The sequence below is a fragment of the Brevibacillus centrosporus genome (assembly GCF_003710815.1).
GTDB lineage: Bacteria > Bacillota > Bacilli > Brevibacillales > Brevibacillaceae > Brevibacillus > Brevibacillus centrosporus.
Window position 1 is genome coordinate 14,959 of sequence record NZ_RHHP01000035.1, and the last position, 16,925, is coordinate 31,883.

A 16,925-nucleotide genomic window follows, 5' to 3' on the forward strand; every position below is an offset into this window, starting at 1 on the left:
GAAGTACGGCGTCAGACACATCTACAGAGAGGGTGGAAAGGTGAGAGCCGCCCGATGTGTCCCGTCTGGAAATGCACCTGGGAGCAATGAGCTGAACGTGCCTGCTTCATGATGGGCATAAGTAGGTGATTCGGCTGCCCGCCGTTATCGGGCTTATGAGCGCGATCGCTGTGCACCGATGGGGGTGTGAACGATCGTAAGCAGAGTGGAACCACGGTAAGAAGCCGTCTCTGTCCCTTTTGATTGAGGGACAGGGACGTTTTTTATTTTACAGAAAGAAAATGAGGCGGGAGGTGCCACCCAGTGTTTGCACAATTAAAAGACGACATTCAAGTTGTATTTGAACGAGACCCGGCAGCGCGCAGTACTCTGGAGGTTGTCATGACCTATTCCGGTTTGCACGCGATATGGGGGCACCGGATTGCCCACAAGCTGTGGAAGGCAGAGTGGTGTACATTGGCTCGTGCTGTTTCTCAGTTATTCCGGTTTTTTACGGGGATTGAGATTCATCCAGGTGCAAGAATCGGCAGAGGGTTGTTTATCGACCACGGAATGGGTGTAGTGATTGGGGAAACGTGTGAGATTGGCGATAACGTTACGATCTACCAGGGTGTGACCTTGGGAGGGACGGGAAAAGAAAAAGGAAAGCGGCATCCGACTATTGGCAATGATGTCATCATCGCGACAGGAGCAAAGGTGTTGGGTTCCTTCAAGATTGGCGATAATTCAAAGATAGGGGCAGGCGCTGTCGTCTTGCAGGAAGTGCCGCCTAACTCGACGGTAGTAGGGATCAAGGCGCGCATTGTCATCCAGGATGGCAAACGCGTAAAATGCGATTTGGACCACGTGAATCTGCCTGACCCAGTGGCAGATACGATCCGTCAAATGCAACGGGAAATTGATCACTTGCGCAAGGAATTGGATCATTTGAGGGAGGATAAAAAGAATCATGAGCATTCAGTTGACTAATACATTGACCAGGCGAAAAGAACCGTTCGTCACTATCGAGCCGGGAAAGGTAAAGATGTATGTGTGCGGTCCTACCGTGTACAACTACATTCACATCGGAAACTCCCGCCCAGCGATCGTGTTTGATACGCTTCGCCGTTATTTGAAGTACCGCGGCTACGAAGTGACTTTCGTGCAAAACATCACGGATGTGGACGACAAACTGATTCGCGTGGCAAACGAGGAAGGGACGACGGTCAAGGAAGTGGCGGACCGTTTTACAGATGCCTTTAACGAAGACCTGCGTTCCTTGAACGTATTGCCGCCGGATATTCAACCGCGCGTCATGCAGACGATCCCGGAAATCATTACATTTGTCGAAGGTCTGATTGAAAAAGGGTTTGCCTACGAAAGTGAAGGGGACGTCTATTTCCGCACCGGCCGTTTTAGTGAATACGGCAAGCTGTCGCATCAGCCGCTGGATGACTTGCAGGCAGGTGCCCGTGTGGAAATCAACGAGAAGAAAGAGCATCCTCTCGATTTCGCCCTGTGGAAAGCAGCGAAGCCAGGAGAAGTGGCTTGGAGCAGCCCTTGGGGAGAAGGCCGCCCAGGCTGGCATATCGAATGCTCGGCGATGGCACTGAAGTTTCTTGGGGAAGAAATCGATATTCATGCTGGTGGTACGGATCTGGTGTTCCCGCACCATGAGAACGAAATTGCGCAGTCTGAATGCTTTACTGGCAAGGTATTTGCTCGCTACTGGCTGCACAACGGCATGCTGAATATCAACAATGAAAAAATGTCCAAATCACTGGGGAACTTCCTGCTGGCGAGAGATTTGGTGCAAAAGTTTGGCGGTCAGCTGATTCGCTTTTTCATGCTGCTGGGCCATTACCGCAACCCGATCAATTTCAGCGATGACCTGCTGGAGCAAGCCTCCAATGGACTGGAACGAATCAAGACAGCCTACAACAACTTAAGCTACCGCCTGGACTTGGCGCGAGATGAGGAGCCGAACGGTCAGGCAGAAGAGCAAGCACGGATCATCGGCGAGCTGCGAGAGCGGTTCATTACAGAAATGGACGACGATCTGAATACAGCCAACGCCATCACGGTACTGTTTGATGTGGTCAAAGAAGCAAACCTGTACATGCGCCAGGAGAATGTTGGGAAGACGGAAATTCAGGCGTACAAGGATCTGCTCGTGGAGCTGACAGGGGTGCTTGGATTGATCCTGGAGCAGGAAGAAGACCTGCTGGACAGTGAGATCGACGCTTTGATCGAGGAGCGGACAGAAGCTCGCAGGGCCCGTAATTTTGCGCGTTCCGACGAAATTCGCGATCTGCTGGCTGCAAAAGGAATCGTGCTGGAAGACACTCCACAGGGTGTTCGCTGGCGCCGAAAATAAGGGGCCGAAGAGACAAAATGCAAAAAGAAGAATTGACCCGAGACCCGAATCAGACGAATCCGCTCGTGCTGGCTTTCCTCGGAGATGCTACGTATGCCCACTGTGTGAGGTATCATTTGATTGCCAAGGGGCTGGTGAAACCAAATCAGCTCCACAAAACGGCAAACCGTTACGTTTCGGCAAAGGCGCAGGCGAACATTTTGTTGACCCTGCTGCCTACTTTGCCGGAAGACGAGGTAAACGTCGTGAAGCGGGGACGAAATGCCAAGTCCGGGTCTACCGCGAAAAATGCGGATATTATTGATTATCGACATGCGACAGCATTTGAAGCGCTCATCGGGTATTTATATCTGAACGGAAAAGAAGAGCGGATCGCTGAAATCATGCAACAGGCTTTTGCGATTGTGGAAGGAGAATAACGATGAGTGAAGAGTGGATTCTCGGGAAAAACCCGGTGATCGAAGCGCTCCGTTCAGGACGCACGATCAATAAGATTTGGATTGCGGAGGGTACTAACAAGAACCTGATGGCACCTGTCTTTGCGCTGGCAAAGGAGCAGGGTGTTATCGTGACGACGGCAAATCGCAAAAAGCTGGATCAGCTTGTTTCTACAGATAACCACCAGGGTGTAGTGGCATCTGTTGCTGCGTATGATTACGTGGAAGTAGACGACATTTTGAAACGGGCGGAAGAGAAGAACCAGCCGCCATTTATTCTGCTGCTGGACGAGCTGGAGGATCCGCACAATCTCGGCTCCATCATGCGTACGGCAGATGCAGTAGGTGCGCATGGTGTCATCATTCCGAAAAGACGCTCGGTAAGCCTGACAGCAACCGTAGCGAAAGCGTCAGCGGGCGCGATCAACTACGTTCCGGTTGCGAGGGTAACGAATCTGGTTCGTACGATGGAAGAGCTGAAAGAACGCGGTGTCTGGATTGCAGGCACAGATGCGAGTGCCAAACAGGATTTCCGTCAAGGCGATTACACGATGCCACTCGCGATCGTGATCGGCAGTGAAGGAAAAGGCATCAGCCGTTTGGTACGGGAAAACTGTGACTTTCTGTACAGCCTTCCTATGGCGGGCAATGTGACCTCGCTCAATGCCTCTGTGGCAGCCGCTCTCTTGATGTACGAAGTCTATCGCTCCCGGAGTCCATTACCGACGCGGGTGAAATAATATGGCCAAAAAGAAAGCCAAGCAACTGTTGATCGTGGATGGTTATAATATCATCGGTGCCTGGCCGGACCTGCGAGCCTTGAAAGATCAGGATCGAATGGACGAGGCTCGCGATCTGCTGGTTTCCAAAATGGCGGAATACCAGAGCTTTACCGGCATGAAAGTCATCATAGTGTTTGACGCGTACAATGTGCCGGGAATCGGACGTCAAATCGAAGACTACAAAGTGGAAATCTACTTCACCAAGAAAAAGGAGACAGCTGACGAAAAAATCGAGCAGCTCGTCTCCGAATTTCAGCAAAAAAATCGGCAAATTTATGTAGCGACCTCTGACTATACCTCGCAGCGTGTCATATTTGGTCAGGGGGCATTGCGCAAATCGGCACGGGAGTTATTGCTGGACATGGAAGTAGCAGGCAAAGAGATCAAGCAGCAGGTCGATCAAACCAAGGAAGAGCGCTTCTCCAAACGCATTCCACTGAATGATGAAATAGCGAAAATATTCGAAAAATGGAGAAGGGAATAACTTGGATTCGGTTGACGCTTTTTTACGGCACATGTATAATAACGCTATCTATGGAGAAACCGGTTGGCGGAGGGATCATTTGTGAGTGTTGACCTCAAGGAGCTAATGCATGCCCAATATGAACTAATGACCGACGAAGAAGTTGTCGACCTGGTTCGCGATAATCACGCCGAAGCCTTGGAGTACTTGATCAACAAGTACAAAAACTTCGTGCGCGCCAAAGCGAGATCCTATTTTCTTATTGGGGCTGACCGCGAGGATATCGTACAGGAAGGCATGATTGGCCTGTACAAGTCTATTCGCGACTTCCGAGGGGACAAGCTCACTTCTTTCAAGGCATTTGCCGAGCTATGCATCACTAGACAGATTATTACAGCGATAAAAACGGCTACCAGACAAAAGCATATTCCGCTCAACTCCTACGTATCGCTGGATAAACCTATCTACGATGAGGATTCTGACCGTACGTTGCTGGATGTCATTTCAGGAACCAAGGTGACTGATCCTGAGGAATTGTTTATCAATCGCGAAGAGTTTGATGATATCGAAGGGAAAATGAGCGAGATTTTAAGCGATCTGGAACGGCAGGTATTGATGCTTTATCTGGATGGAAGATCGTACCAGCAGATCGCAGTCGAGCTGAAGCGTCACGTAAAATCGATCGATAACGCCCTGCAGCGTGTTAAGCGCAAACTGGAGCGATATTTGGAAGGAAGAGAGATTCATCTGTAAATCAGAGAATCTCTCTTTTATTTCATTTCATGAAATATCATTGGGCGCATCGCTTGACAGTCAAGGGAAAATCTGGTCTTTTGATGGAACAAAATGTTTTCGCTTTGTCAAGCCGTTTTGTTGACATGAGTTTTTGGGTGTGATAAATTTGTTTAGGTAGCCATAGACTCTTGTCTCTCTTGTACTATGGTTGCTTTGGTGAAATGGTCAGGAAAAAGTAGCGGTTTTCCCGTACTATTAATCATCGGGTTTACTTTTAACTAATAGCAGGTTTGAAATGAGATGGAGGTGGCAATAAATGCGAGTAAACATCACGTTGGCGTGCACTGAGTGTGGCGAGCGTAACTATATCTCCACAAAGAACAAACGCACCACAACTGAGCGTGTTGAACTGAAAAAGTATTGCTCCCGTGACAAGAAGCAAACCCTTCATCGCGAGACGAAGTAATGGTTGACGCGACGAAGTCTGGGGGTGGCAAAGTGGGTTTTTTAGCACGAATCGGAGCCAGTTTTCGCCGAACCGGTGGATTTTTTGGCGACGTAATGTCCGAACTGAAGAAAGTTCGTTGGCCCAACCGTAAAGAGTTAACGACCTACACACTGGTAGTTATGGTTACTGTTGTGCTGCTGGCGATATTCTTCTTCGTCGTTGATTTGGGTATCTCGCGCTTGATCGATTTGATTCTAGGAAAGTAATTTTGCTAGTCTTAGGAGGGACGGACGGTAATCGTCCTGTTGGATATGGAAAAAGCATGGTATGTACTTCATACGTACTCAGGTTACGAAAACAAGGTTAAAACCAATCTAGAGAAGCGACTCGAGTCGATGGGCATGGAAGACAAGATCTTTCGCGTTCTTGTCCCCACTGAAGAAGAGGTGGAGACCAAGGATGGTAAAAAGCGTGTCGTCACGAAAAAAGTGTTTCCTGGATACGTCCTTGTTGAAATGGTGATGACGGACGATTCTTGGTATGTCGTGCGTAACACTCCTGGGGTTACCGGCTTTGTCGGATCCACGGGCGCCGGTTCCAAGCCGACAGCGCTGCGTCCTGAAGAGGCCGATACGATTCTCAAACAAATGGGAATCGAAATTCCCAAGATCAGAGTCGATTTTGCTCTCCGCGATATGGTGCGCGTCACAGATGGTCCGTTTTCCAATCGCACCGGGGAGATTATCGAGATTCACCCGGACAGGCAGAAGGTCCGCGTATTGGTGGACATCTTCGGTCGCGAAACACCGGTAGAGCTAGACTTTACACAAGTTCAGAAATTGGATTAGGATTCAACTTGAAAAGTATCGCACTATGTGGTACATTTCATTTTGTTTTTACAATCCCACCACAATATTTTGGGGTTTCTTGCACTCTCACTATAGATCGAAAGTCTTTATGGCTTTCACCAAACAGTGGGAGGGGGCATTCCCCCGTAATAACCACATGTGAAGTAAGGAGGTGTCTTACGTGGCTAAGAAGGTTATCCGCGTAATCAAATTGCAAATCCCAGCAGGTAAAGCGAATCCTGCACCTCCAGTAGGTCCGGCTCTCGGTCAAGCTGGTGTAAACATCATGGGATTCTGTAAAGAATTCAACGCTCGCACTGAAAGCGAAGCAGGCATGATCATTCCGGTGGAAATCACCGTATTTGAAGATCGTTCTTTCACTTTCATCACGAAGACTCCACCAGCTGCTGTTCTGTTGAAAAAAGCTGCTGGCATCGAGTCCGGTTCCGGCGTACCAAACAAAACAAAAGTTGCTACGCTGAAACGCGACAAAGTTCGTGAAATCGCTGAACTGAAGCGTCCTGACCTGAATGCTGCATCCGTGGAAGCGGCTATGCGCATGGTGGAAGGTACAGCTCGTTCTATGGGCATCGTTATCGAAGACTAATTGTCTTGGTGCAAGGGGGCACAGACGTTGTGCCCCCTGTCTGTGGGAGGATTAACCGCTACGACCACATTGAAGGGAGATTTAAAAAAATGGCCAAAAAAGGTAAGAAATATCAAGAGGCTGTAAAGCTCGTTGATAAAAACAAAGTTTACGAAGTAGCAGAAGGTATTGAGCTGGTTAAAAAAGCAGCTACTGCTAAATTCGATGAGACTGTTGAAGCAGCATTCCGTCTGGGTGTAGACCCTAAGCGTGCTGACCAACAAATCCGTGGTGCAGTTGTACTGCCACACGGTACTGGTAAAGTTCAACGTGTTCTGGTATTCGCTAAAGGCGAAAAAGCGAAAGATGCAGAAGCAGCTGGCGCAGACTTCGTAGGCGATGCTGACATGATCGCAAAAATTCAAGGTGGCTGGTTCGACTTTGACGTCGTAGTAGCTACTCCAGATATGATGGGTGAAGTAGGTAAATTGGGTCGTGTACTCGGTCCAAAAGGCCTGATGCCAAACCCTAAAACCGGTACTGTTACTTTCGACGTAACAAAAGCGGTTAACGAAATCAAAGCTGGTAAAATTGAGTACCGCGTTGACAAAGCAGGTAACATCCACGCTCCGATCGGTAAAGCATCCTTCGATGGTGAGAAATTGGTTGAAAACCTCGCTGCGTTGACTGAAGCACTGAACCGTGCAAAACCAGCTGCAGCAAAAGGCATTTACATGAAAAATGTAACACTGAGCTCCACTATGGGTCCTGGTGTACGCGTTGCTGTAAAATAATGACACTTGACTTCCTTTTGGGAAGTTGATACGATAGTGCCTGTTGATGAAAAGAATATGCCGTAGACAGAAGGTGCGAGGTTCGCGAGAGCTGAGCTTAATATCCCTCCGAGGCGTGTAATGTACGAAAGAGGAAACGACGCTTTCCTTTGACGATATAGCATTATGCCCTCGTGAATGTCTGCGAGGGCATTCTTCATTTTCTAGGATAGAGCACGGGAGGTGTAAACAATGGCAGAAATTCGTCCAACCGTTATTCGTGAAGAGAAAGTACAAGCGATCAACGAAATCGCTGGCAAATTGCGTGATAGCCAAACCACAGTAGTGGCTGACTACCGCGGTCTGACTGTAGCCCAAGTTACTGAGCTCCGCAAACAATTGCGTGAAGCAGGTGTTGAGTTCCAGGTGTTGAAAAACTCCCTGACTCGCTTGGCTACTGAGAAGGAAAGCCTGACTGAACTGGATCAATATCTGACTGGCCCGAACGCTTTGGCGTTCTCCAAAGACGATATCATCGCTCCAGCGAAGATCATTGCTGACTTCGCGAAGAAAAACGACAAGCTGGAAATCAAAGGTGGCGTAATCGAAGGTAAAGTTGTTGGTGCTGAACAAATCAAAGCACTGGCTTCCCTACCATCCCGCGAAGGTCTCCTTTCCATGCTTCTCTCCGTCCTGCAAGCTCCAATGCGCAACGTTGCACTGGCAGTCAAAGCAGTGGCAGAACAAAAAGAAGGTCAAGGCGCATAATCGTCTGATCGGCTAGTAACAACTAAAAACTTTTCCTTGAATGGGAGGATTTCAAAATGTCTAAAGAGCAAATCTTGGAAGCCATCAAAGGCATGTCCGTTCTCGAACTGAACGATCTGGTAAAAGCAATTGAAGACGAATTCGGTGTTACTGCTGCAGCTCCTGTAGCTGTAGTTGCTGGTGGCGCTGCTGAAGCTGCTGCTGAGCAAACTGAATTCACTGTAAACCTGGTAAGCGGCGGCGCTTCCAAAATCAACGTAATCAAAGTTGTTCGCGAACTGACTGGTCTGGGTCTGAAAGAAGCAAAAGACCTGGTAGACAACGCTCCAAAAACACTCAAAGAGGGCGTTTCCAAAGACGAAGCAGAAGCTCTCAAAGCGAAACTCGAAGAAGCTGGCGCACAAGTAGAAGTAAAGTAAGTTAGCTTCCCAATGGAAATCCCCTTGCCTGCGGCAGGGGGATTTTCTGTACAGATAGGAATCCTGCATTCCTGTCCGGCACCATTTGCTTTTGTATGGATGAAGAAAGGTGGATCACACAAGTGTCAGATCACTACTACACCAGTCGACCAGGTGCTGCGCATGACGAACAGCAATTTTCTTTTCTACTACGAGGGTATGAGCTTCGCTTTTATACGGATGCGGGTGTTTTTTCCCGAGATCGGATTGACTTCGGGAGTGTCCTGCTCATTGAAAATATGAAAGTGGCTCCCCATGCGCGCGTGCTCGATGTGGGGTGTGGTTATGGGCCCATCGGCTTGACTGCTGCAAAACTCGCTGCGCAAGGCAAAGTGACCATGATTGATGTAAATGAGCGTGCTGTTCATTTGGCTCGGCGAAATGCAGAAGGCAACGGCATCAAAAATGTCGATATCCGCGTAAGTGATGTTTACAGCGAGGTACAAGGCGAAACGTTTGATGTCATCTTGACCAATCCCCCGATTCGCGCAGGTAAGGAGATTGTGCATCGGATCTTTACCGAAGGATACGAGCTGCTTGCTGAAGGTGGAGAGATGTGGGTGGTCATCCAGAAAAAGCAGGGTGCCCCGTCAGCATTAAAGAAACTGCAAGAAACGTATCGGGAAGTAGAAGAAGTAGACCGTTCAAAAGGCTACTCCATCTTTCGGGCAGTGAAATAGTCAAGATTCAGTTCTTAGAAAAGTTTTCTTGACGCGTATATTTCGTTGTGGTAGCATTATAAAATGTCAATATGGGATAAATGTCTATTTTTCAGTAATTCCCTGTCTGTCAAGCATTTTCTTCTTTTTTCCTTTGGGAGGAATGTTCGAGTAAAAACATGGGAATTCTTTTAAAATAGAGTTTCTCTGGGTTAAAAATGGTCTTTCTGGTTTAACCCATTTTTCTATTTGAGGCATTCGTCTGCGATTTAAGCTGATTGAATGCCAAGTTTCTATGTGTGAAAACACAACCTGAGGGGTGAATAAGTTGGCAGGTAAAGTGATTCAAAGTGGCCGACACCGCCAGCGTCGTACGTATTCACGTATTAACGAAGTGCTGGGCCTTCCAAATCTCATCGAGATTCAGCAAAAGTCCTACCAATGGTTCCTTGATGAGGGTCTGCGTGAGATGTTCCAAGACATTTCGCCAATCCAGGACTTCACTGGCAATCTCGTGCTGGAGTTTATCGACTACAGCTTGGGAGAGCCGAAGTACGATGTTGACGAGTCGAAAGAACGTGACGTCACCTATGCGGCGCCTCTGCGTGTGAAGGTACGTTTGTTGAACAAAGAGACGGGAGAAGTGAAGGAGCAAGAAGTCTTCATGGGGGATTTCCCGCTCATGACCGAAACGGGAACCTTCATTATTAACGGGGCTGAGCGTGTCATTGTCAGCCAGCTTGTTCGTTCCCCCAGTGTATATTACAACACCAAAGTGGACAAAAACGGCAAGCAGACGTTTACAGCAACTGTAATCCCGAACCGGGGTGCATGGCTGGAGTTGGAGACCGATGCGAAAGACGTCATTTATGTCCGCATCGACCGTACGCGAAAAATCCCGGTAACGGTCCTTTTGCGTGCGCTGGGCTTTGGTTCTGACATCGAGATCCTCAACTTGCTGGGTGAAGACGAGTACATCAAGAACACGCTGGAAAAAGACAATACAGACTCTACCGAGAAAGCGCTGATCGAAATCTATGAGCGCCTTCGTCCAGGTGAGCCGCCAACAGTCGAGAACGCGAAGAGCCTGTTGATCTCTCGCTTCTTCGATCCAAAGCGTTATGACCTTGCTTCTGTTGGTCGTTACAAAATGAACAAAAAGCTTCATCTGAAAAACCGTCTGTACAATCAGCGTCTGGCGGAAACATTGGTAGATACCAGCACGGGTGAGATTTTTGCCGAAGCAGGCCAAATGATCGACCGTCGTATCCTGGATCGTATCCTGCCAGGTCTGGAAGAGAGCATCAACTTCATTGATGTTCGTACGCATGGTGGTGTTCTGGAAGATGAAGCGATTCATCTGCAATCCATTAATATTTTCTCTCCGATTGAAGATGGCAAGATCATCAAGGTAATCGGAAACGGAAATGTAGATAAATCGTTCAAACACATTACGCCTTCTGATATCGTAGCAGCGATCAACTACTTCATGAACCTGCTGCACGGCGTAGGTTCGACAGACGATATTGACCACTTGGGTAACCGTCGTCTGCGTTCCGTGGGTGAGCTCTTGCAGAACCAGTTCCGTATTGGGCTGTCCCGTATGGAGCGCGTAGTACGTGAGCGCATGTCCATCCAGGACCAGAACCAGATCACGCCGCAAGCTCTGATCAACATCCGTCCAGTGATCGCATCGCTGAAGGAGTTCTTCGGTAGTTCGCAGCTGTCTCAGTTCATGGACCAAACCAACCCGCTTGCTGAGCTGACGCACAAACGCCGTCTCTCTGCACTCGGACCTGGTGGTTTGACTCGTGAGCGCGCTGGCTTTGAAGTGCGCGACGTTCACCATTCCCACTACGGCCGTATGTGTCCAATTGAAACGCCGGAGGGTCCAAACATTGGTTTGATCAACTCCCTGTCGTCCTTTGCACGCATTAACGACTACGGCTTTATCGAGACACCTCGTCGCAAGGTAGACCCTGAGACTGGCTTTGTATTGACCGAGATCAGCTACCTGACTGCCGATGAAGAAGATGTGTTCAACGTGGCACAGGCGAACCAACCGCTTGACGAAGATGGACGCTTCGTTAACGACATGGTTATTTGCCGACGTAAAGGTGAGATCCTGAGTGTTCCACGCGACAAGGTTGACTTCATGGACGTTTCGCCGAAGCAGGTTGTATCTGTAGCGACTGCTTTGATTCCGTTCCTGGAAAACGATGACGCCAACCGCGCACTGATGGGTTCCAACATGCAGCGGCAGGCCGTTCCGCTTTTGATTCCACAAGCACCGTTTGTCGGTACGGGTATGGAGCATAAAGCAGCACAGGATTCCGGGGTAGCGATCGTAGCCAAGCATCCGGGTCAAGTTGAACGCGTAACTGCCCGTGAGATCTGGGTTCGTCGTTACAAGGAAATCGACGGCAAGAAGGTTGCTGGCGATGTCGACAAATATAAAATGCATAAATTTATCCGTTCCAACCAAGGTACGTGCATCAACCAACGCCCGATCGTAAGTCGCGGCGACTGGATTGAAAAAGGCGATATCATTGGTGACGGTCCATCCACCGAAAAAGGTGAATTGGCTCTCGGTCGTAACGTGATTGTCGCGTTTATGACATGGGAAGGGTACAACTACGAAGATGCGATTCTTCTTTCTGAGAAACTGGTAAAAGACGACGTTTATACGTCTATCCATATCGAAGAATACGAATCCGAAGCTCGCGACACCAAGCTCGGTCCGGAAGAAATCACTCGCGACATCCCGAACGTAGGGGAAGACGCACTGAAAAACCTGGACGAACGCGGTATTATCCGCGTGGGTGCGGAAATTCAGGACGGCGACATTCTGGTAGGTAAGGTTACTCCTAAAGGGGTTACTGAGCTGACAGCAGAAGAGCGACTCCTGCACGCGATCTTTGGTGAAAAAGCACGTGAAGTCCGCGATACTTCCCTGCGCGTGCCGCATGGTGGTTCCGGTATCATCGTAGACGTAAAAGTATTTACCCGCGAGAACGGCGACGAGCTGCCTCCTGGCGTAAACCAACTGGTACGTGTCTACATCGCCCAAAAACGGAAGATTTCCGTGGGTGACAAAATGGCCGGACGCCATGGTAACAAAGGGGTTATCGCTCGTATCATGCCTGAAGAAGACATGCCATTCTTGCCAGACGGTTCTCCAGTAGAGATCGTACTCAACCCATTGGGCGTACCTTCTCGGATGAACATCGGTCAGGTACTCGAGACTCACCTCGGTATGGCAGCCAAGCTTCTTGGCATCCACGTGGCGACTCCGGTATTTGACGGTGCACGTCAGGCGGAAGTGTTCGAGACATTGGAAGAAGCCGGTTTGGACCGCGACGGTAAAACCATTTTGTACGATGGTCGTACAGGTGAACCGTTCGATCGTCGTGTAACAGTCGGTTGCGTATACATGCTGAAACTGGCTCACTTGGTGGATGACAAAATCCACGCCCGTTCTACGGGACCATACTCGCTCGTTACGCAGCAGCCATTGGGTGGTAAAGCTCAATTTGGTGGACAGCGTTTCGGGGAGATGGAGGTTTGGGCACTGGAAGCATACGGTGCTGCCTACACCTTGCAAGAGATCCTTACTGTCAAGTCCGATGACGTCGTGGGCCGCGTGAAAACGTACGAAGCGATCGTGAAAGGGGAAAACGTTCCAGAGCCAGGCGTTCCTGAGTCCTTCAAAGTATTGATCAAGGAACTGCAAAGCTTGGGTATGGACGTGAAGATCCTGTCCGGTGACGAGCAAGAGATCGAAATGCGTGAAATGGAAGACGAGGATGAGGGCAGCGGTGAAAAACTGAACCTCGTACTCGAAGGCGGAAGCTTGAACGACGAGTAAGATTCCGGTACAAAGGGAGGTAACGCCCTGTGATAGACGTGAACAACTTCGAATATATGAAGATCGGCTTGGCTTCCCCCGATAAGATCCGTTCGTGGTCTTTCGGGGAAGTCAAAAAGCCGGAGACGATCAACTACCGTACGCTGAAACCGGAAAAAGACGGCTTGTTCTGCGAACGCATCTTTGGACCAACCAAAGACTGGGAGTGTCATTGCGGTAAGTACAAGCGCGTTCGATATAAAGGGGTCGTGTGCGATCGTTGCGGCGTGGAAGTGACTCGCGCCAAAGTACGTCGTGAGCGCATGGGGCACATCGAACTGGCTGCCCCAGTTTCTCACATCTGGTATTTCAAAGGGATTCCAAGCCGTATGGGTCTGGTTCTCGACATGTCTCCTCGTTCCCTGGAAGAAGTCATCTACTTTGCTTCTTATGTAGTAACGGATCCAGGTGACACCCCTCTCGATAAAAAGCAGCTGCTCTCCGAAAAAGAGTACCGCAACTATCGTGAGAAATACGGCCACTCCTTCCAAGCGATGATGGGTGCAGAAGCGATCAAGCGTCTGCTTGCAGAAATCGATTTGGATAAAGATGTGGAAACGTTGAAAGAAGATCTGAAAACGGCACAAGGACAACGCCGCAACCGTGCGATCAAACGTCTGGAAGTACTCGAGGCTTTCCGCAACTCCGGTAACCACCCGGACTGGATGGTGTTGGATGTACTCCCAGTGATCCCGCCAGAGCTTCGTCCGATGGTTCAATTGGATGGTGGCCGTTTTGCTACCTCCGACCTGAACGATCTGTACCGTCGTGTGATCAACCGGAACAACCGTCTGAAGCGCCTGCTTGAGCTGGGTGCTCCTGACATCATCGTTCAAAACGAAAAACGGATGCTGCAAGAAGCAGTAGACGCGCTTATCGATAACGGCCGTCGCGGTCGTCCAGTAACAGGACCGGGTAACCGTCCATTGAAATCCCTCAGCCACATGCTGAAAGGGAAGCAAGGACGTTTCCGTCAAAACCTGCTCGGTAAACGTGTTGACTACTCTGGTCGTTCCGTTATCGTAGTAGGACCAAACCTGAAGATGTATCAGTGCGGTTTGCCAAAAGAAATGGCACTCGAGCTCTTCAAACCGTTCGTGATGAAAGAGCTGGTGGCAAAAGGCCTCGCTCACAACATCAAGAGCGCCAAGCGCAAGGTAGAACGCGTTCAGCCAGAAGTATGGGACGTTCTCGAAGATGTCATTCGCGAGCATCCTGTTCTGTTGAACCGCGCCCCCACCTTGCACCGTCTGGGTATCCAGGCGTTCGAACCAGTATTGGTTGAAGGTCGCGCGATTCGTCTGCATCCACTCGTATGTACGGCATACAACGCGGACTTCGACGGTGACCAAATGGCTGTTCACGTTCCGTTGTCCGCAGAGGCGCAAGCAGAAGCGCGCATCCTCATGCTGGCAGCGCAAAATATCTTGAACCCGAAAGACGGCAAACCAGTAGTAACGCCATCCCAGGACATGGTGCTTGGTTCTTACTACTTGACGTTGGAGAGGGAAGGAGATCGCGGTGAAGGTACGATCTATCGTGACCCACATGATGCAATTGCTGCGTATCAACAAGGCTTCGTAAGCCTGCAGACACGTATTGCAATCCCTGCGAAAAGCCTGAAGAAAACGAGCTTTACTGAGCGTCAGCAGAACGCGCTTCTTGTTACAACTGTAGGGAAAGTGATCTTCAACGAAATCTTCCCTCCAGAGCTGCCGTTCATTAATTCACCTACGAAGTCCAACCTGCAAAACATGGTACCGGACGAGTACTTTATTTTCGAAAAAGGTACGAATGTGAAAGAGTTTATTAAAGCTCTTCCAGATCCGGGTGCTGTGAAAAAAGGATTCTTGGGTACCATCATTTCCGAGTGCTTCCGTCGCTTCGGTACGATGAAATCCTCGATGATCCTCGACAAAATCAAAGAGCTGGGCTTTACGTACTCCACGAAAGCCGGTATCACGATTGCGGTCGCGGACATTGCCGTACCAGGTAAGAAGAAAGACATCCTCGATGAAGCCGATGCAAAGGTTGCAACTGTCATGACGCAGTTCCGTCGCGGTTTGATCACCGAAGACGAGCGCTATGACCGCGTTATCTCCATCTGGTCCAAAGCCAAGGACGAGGTAACTGAAGTGTTGATGAAATCGATGGATAAGTTCAACGCGATCTTCATGATGGCGAACTCCGGTGCCCGTGGTAACGTATCCCAGATCACTCAGCTGGCTGGTATGCGCGGTCTGATGGCAAACCCATCCGGTCGAATCATCGAGTTGCCGATTAAATCGAACTTCCGTGAAGGTCTGACCGTATTGGAGTACTTTATCTCCACGCACGGTGCGCGGAAAGGTCTCGCCGATACGGCACTGCGTACTGCGGACTCGGGTTATCTGACTCGCCGTCTCGTAGACGTTGCCCAAGACGTGATCGTCCGCGAAAAAGATTGCGGAACGGATAAAGGGATTCGCGTTACAGCGATCAAGGATGGTAAAGAAGAAATCGAGAAGCTGTCTGACCGACTGGTTGGACGTACTTGCTTCGAGACTCTGCGCCACCCTGAGACGAAAGAAGTTATCGTGGGCCGCAACGAGGAAATTTCCGAAGAAGTGGCTGAGTATATCGAGAAAGTCGGTATTACCGAAGTCTACATCCGTAACGTACTGGCTTGCCGCACCAGCCATGGTGTCTGCAAACTTTGCTACGGACGCAACCTGGCAACAGGAGCCGAAGTGGAAGTTGGGGAAGCGGTTGGTATTATCGCGGCTCAGTCCATTGGTGAGCCGGGTACCCAGCTGACCATGCGTACCTTCCATACCGGTGGGGTTGCGGGAGACGACATCACCCAAGGTTTGCCGCGTATTCAAGAGCTTTTCGAAGCGCGCAATCCAAAAGGTCAGGCTGTCATCTCCGAGATCGACGGGGAAGTAGTTGATATTCGAGAAGGCAAGGATCGTCGCGAAATCGAGGTTCGTGGTGAAGCTGAAAACAAAGTGTACGCTGCTCCGTATGGTTCCCGTATCAAGGTAAGTGTTGGTGCGAAAATGAACGCAGGGGATGAGCTCACCGAGGGTTCTGTTGACCCGAAAGAAATGCTGAAAGTTCGCGGCATGCGCGGCGTCTCCAACTACATCCTGCAAGAGGTACAAAAGGTATACCGTATGCAGGGGGTAGAAATTAACGACAAGCACGTTGAGGTTATGATTCGTCAGATGCTCCGCAAACTGCGTGTCATCGACAGCGGCGATACGGATCTCTTGCCAGGCTCTTACGTAGAAGTACCAGAGTTCGAGCAAGCGAACGCAAAAGTATTGATCGAAGGAAGAAATCCAGCAGTAGGTCGTCCGGTTCTGTTGGGGATTACCAAAGCGTCTCTCGAAACCGACTCCTTCCTGTCGGCAGCTTCTTTCCAAGAAACGACTCGTGTTCTTACCGATGCAGCGATCAAAGGAAAAGTCGACCGCTTGCTAGGTCTGAAAGAGAACGTAATTATTGGGAAACTGGTACCAGCTGGTACAGGTATGTCTCGCTATCGCAATATCAAAGTAGCAAGTCAAGTAGATTACGAAGCAGAGCTTGAGGCGTTGAACGCGCAGCAAGAAGCAGTTTCTGTAGAGTAATCATGGCAAAGCGCCCATGCTGCTACGTGGGCGCTTTCCAAATCTTGCTCTCGCAAATAAAAGTAGTCGGGTAGTTGACATCCAAAAG

The 16,925-nt window shown here is 49.6% G+C and carries 16 protein-coding genes and 1 other annotated feature; all 16 genes read left to right on the plus strand.

Annotated features, from left to right (window positions below; genetic code table 11):
• The first annotated feature begins 303 nt into the window (after positions 1 to 303).
• The 16 genes from cysE (at position 304) to rpoC (ending at position 16,837) form a co-directional block, all read left to right on the plus strand.
• On the plus strand, positions 304 to 969 hold the full coding sequence (gene cysE / locus EDM55_RS23565; protein WP_092276928.1) for a serine O-acetyltransferase: 666 nt from the start codon (positions 304 to 306) through the stop codon (positions 967 to 969).
• Positions 950 to 2,356: a cysteine--tRNA ligase gene (gene cysS, locus EDM55_RS23570; protein ID WP_092276931.1), complete on the plus strand. Its 1,407-nt coding sequence runs from the start codon at positions 950 to 952 to the stop codon at positions 2,354 to 2,356. The genes cysE and cysS overlap by 20 nt, the downstream gene beginning before the upstream one ends.
• A 17-nt stretch (positions 2,357 to 2,373) precedes the next feature.
• A complete protein-coding gene (locus EDM55_RS23575; RefSeq protein WP_055746192.1) occupies positions 2,374 to 2,775 on the plus strand; it encodes a Mini-ribonuclease 3 in 402 nt (133 codons plus the stop codon).
• A gap of 2 nt (positions 2,776 to 2,777) precedes the next feature.
• A complete protein-coding gene (gene rlmB / locus EDM55_RS23580; protein WP_092276934.1) occupies positions 2,778 to 3,533 on the plus strand; it encodes a 23S rRNA (guanosine(2251)-2'-O)-methyltransferase RlmB in 756 nt (251 codons plus the stop codon).
• A gap of 1 nt (position 3,534) precedes the next feature.
• Positions 3,535 to 4,059, plus strand: a complete 525-nt coding sequence (locus EDM55_RS23585) for an NYN domain-containing protein (RefSeq protein ID WP_092276937.1) — start codon at positions 3,535 to 3,537, stop codon at positions 4,057 to 4,059.
• An 81-nt stretch (positions 4,060 to 4,140) separates the two neighbouring features.
• Positions 4,141 to 4,791: an RNA polymerase sporulation sigma factor SigH gene (sigH, locus tag EDM55_RS23590; RefSeq protein ID WP_092276940.1), complete on the plus strand. Its 651-nt coding sequence runs from the start codon at positions 4,141 to 4,143 to the stop codon at positions 4,789 to 4,791.
• Positions 4,792 to 5,089: 298 nt separating this feature from the next.
• Positions 5,090 to 5,239 carry a 50S ribosomal protein L33 gene (rpmG, locus tag EDM55_RS23595; protein ID WP_003392018.1) on the plus strand — a complete coding sequence of 50 codons (150 nt, stop codon included), beginning with the start codon at positions 5,090 to 5,092 and terminating at the stop codon, positions 5,237 to 5,239.
• A complete protein-coding gene (secE, locus tag EDM55_RS23600) occupies positions 5,239 to 5,487 on the plus strand; it encodes a preprotein translocase subunit SecE (RefSeq protein ID WP_092276943.1) in 249 nt (82 codons plus the stop codon). Before rpmG ends, secE begins: the two co-directional genes overlap by 1 nt.
• Before the next feature lie 45 nt (positions 5,488 to 5,532).
• Positions 5,533 to 6,069 carry a transcription termination/antitermination protein NusG gene (nusG, locus tag EDM55_RS23605; RefSeq protein ID WP_092276946.1) on the plus strand — a complete coding sequence of 179 codons (537 nt, stop codon included), beginning with the start codon at positions 5,533 to 5,535 and terminating at the stop codon, positions 6,067 to 6,069.
• Between the two features lie 181 nt (positions 6,070 to 6,250).
• Complete coding sequence (gene rplK / locus EDM55_RS23610) at positions 6,251 to 6,676, plus strand: 50S ribosomal protein L11 (RefSeq protein WP_023558754.1); 426 nt, start codon at positions 6,251 to 6,253, stop codon at positions 6,674 to 6,676.
• An 89-nt stretch (positions 6,677 to 6,765) separates the two neighbouring features.
• Positions 6,766 to 7,449 carry a 50S ribosomal protein L1 gene (rplA, locus tag EDM55_RS23615; protein ID WP_092276949.1) on the plus strand — a complete coding sequence of 228 codons (684 nt, stop codon included), beginning with the start codon at positions 6,766 to 6,768 and terminating at the stop codon, positions 7,447 to 7,449.
• A 42-nt stretch (positions 7,450 to 7,491) separates the two neighbouring features.
• Positions 7,492 to 7,656 (plus strand) — a sequence feature (ribosomal protein L10 leader region).
• A 24-nt stretch (positions 7,657 to 7,680) separates the two neighbouring features.
• Complete coding sequence (rplJ, locus tag EDM55_RS23620; protein ID WP_092276952.1) at positions 7,681 to 8,196, plus strand: 50S ribosomal protein L10; 516 nt, start codon at positions 7,681 to 7,683, stop codon at positions 8,194 to 8,196.
• Positions 8,197 to 8,252: 56 nt separating this feature from the next.
• Complete coding sequence (rplL, locus tag EDM55_RS23625; RefSeq protein ID WP_092276955.1) at positions 8,253 to 8,615, plus strand: 50S ribosomal protein L7/L12; 363 nt, start codon at positions 8,253 to 8,255, stop codon at positions 8,613 to 8,615.
• A gap of 122 nt (positions 8,616 to 8,737) precedes the next feature.
• A complete protein-coding gene (locus EDM55_RS23630) occupies positions 8,738 to 9,334 on the plus strand; it encodes a class I SAM-dependent methyltransferase (RefSeq protein WP_092276958.1) in 597 nt (198 codons plus the stop codon).
• A gap of 307 nt (positions 9,335 to 9,641) precedes the next feature.
• Complete coding sequence (gene rpoB, locus EDM55_RS23635) at positions 9,642 to 13,181, plus strand: DNA-directed RNA polymerase subunit beta (RefSeq protein ID WP_122961532.1); 3,540 nt, start codon at positions 9,642 to 9,644, stop codon at positions 13,179 to 13,181.
• A gap of 29 nt (positions 13,182 to 13,210) precedes the next feature.
• Positions 13,211 to 16,837, plus strand: a complete 3,627-nt coding sequence (rpoC, locus tag EDM55_RS23640) for a DNA-directed RNA polymerase subunit beta' (RefSeq protein ID WP_122961533.1) — start codon at positions 13,211 to 13,213, stop codon at positions 16,835 to 16,837.
• The last annotated feature ends 88 nt before the right edge of the window (positions 16,838 to 16,925 follow it).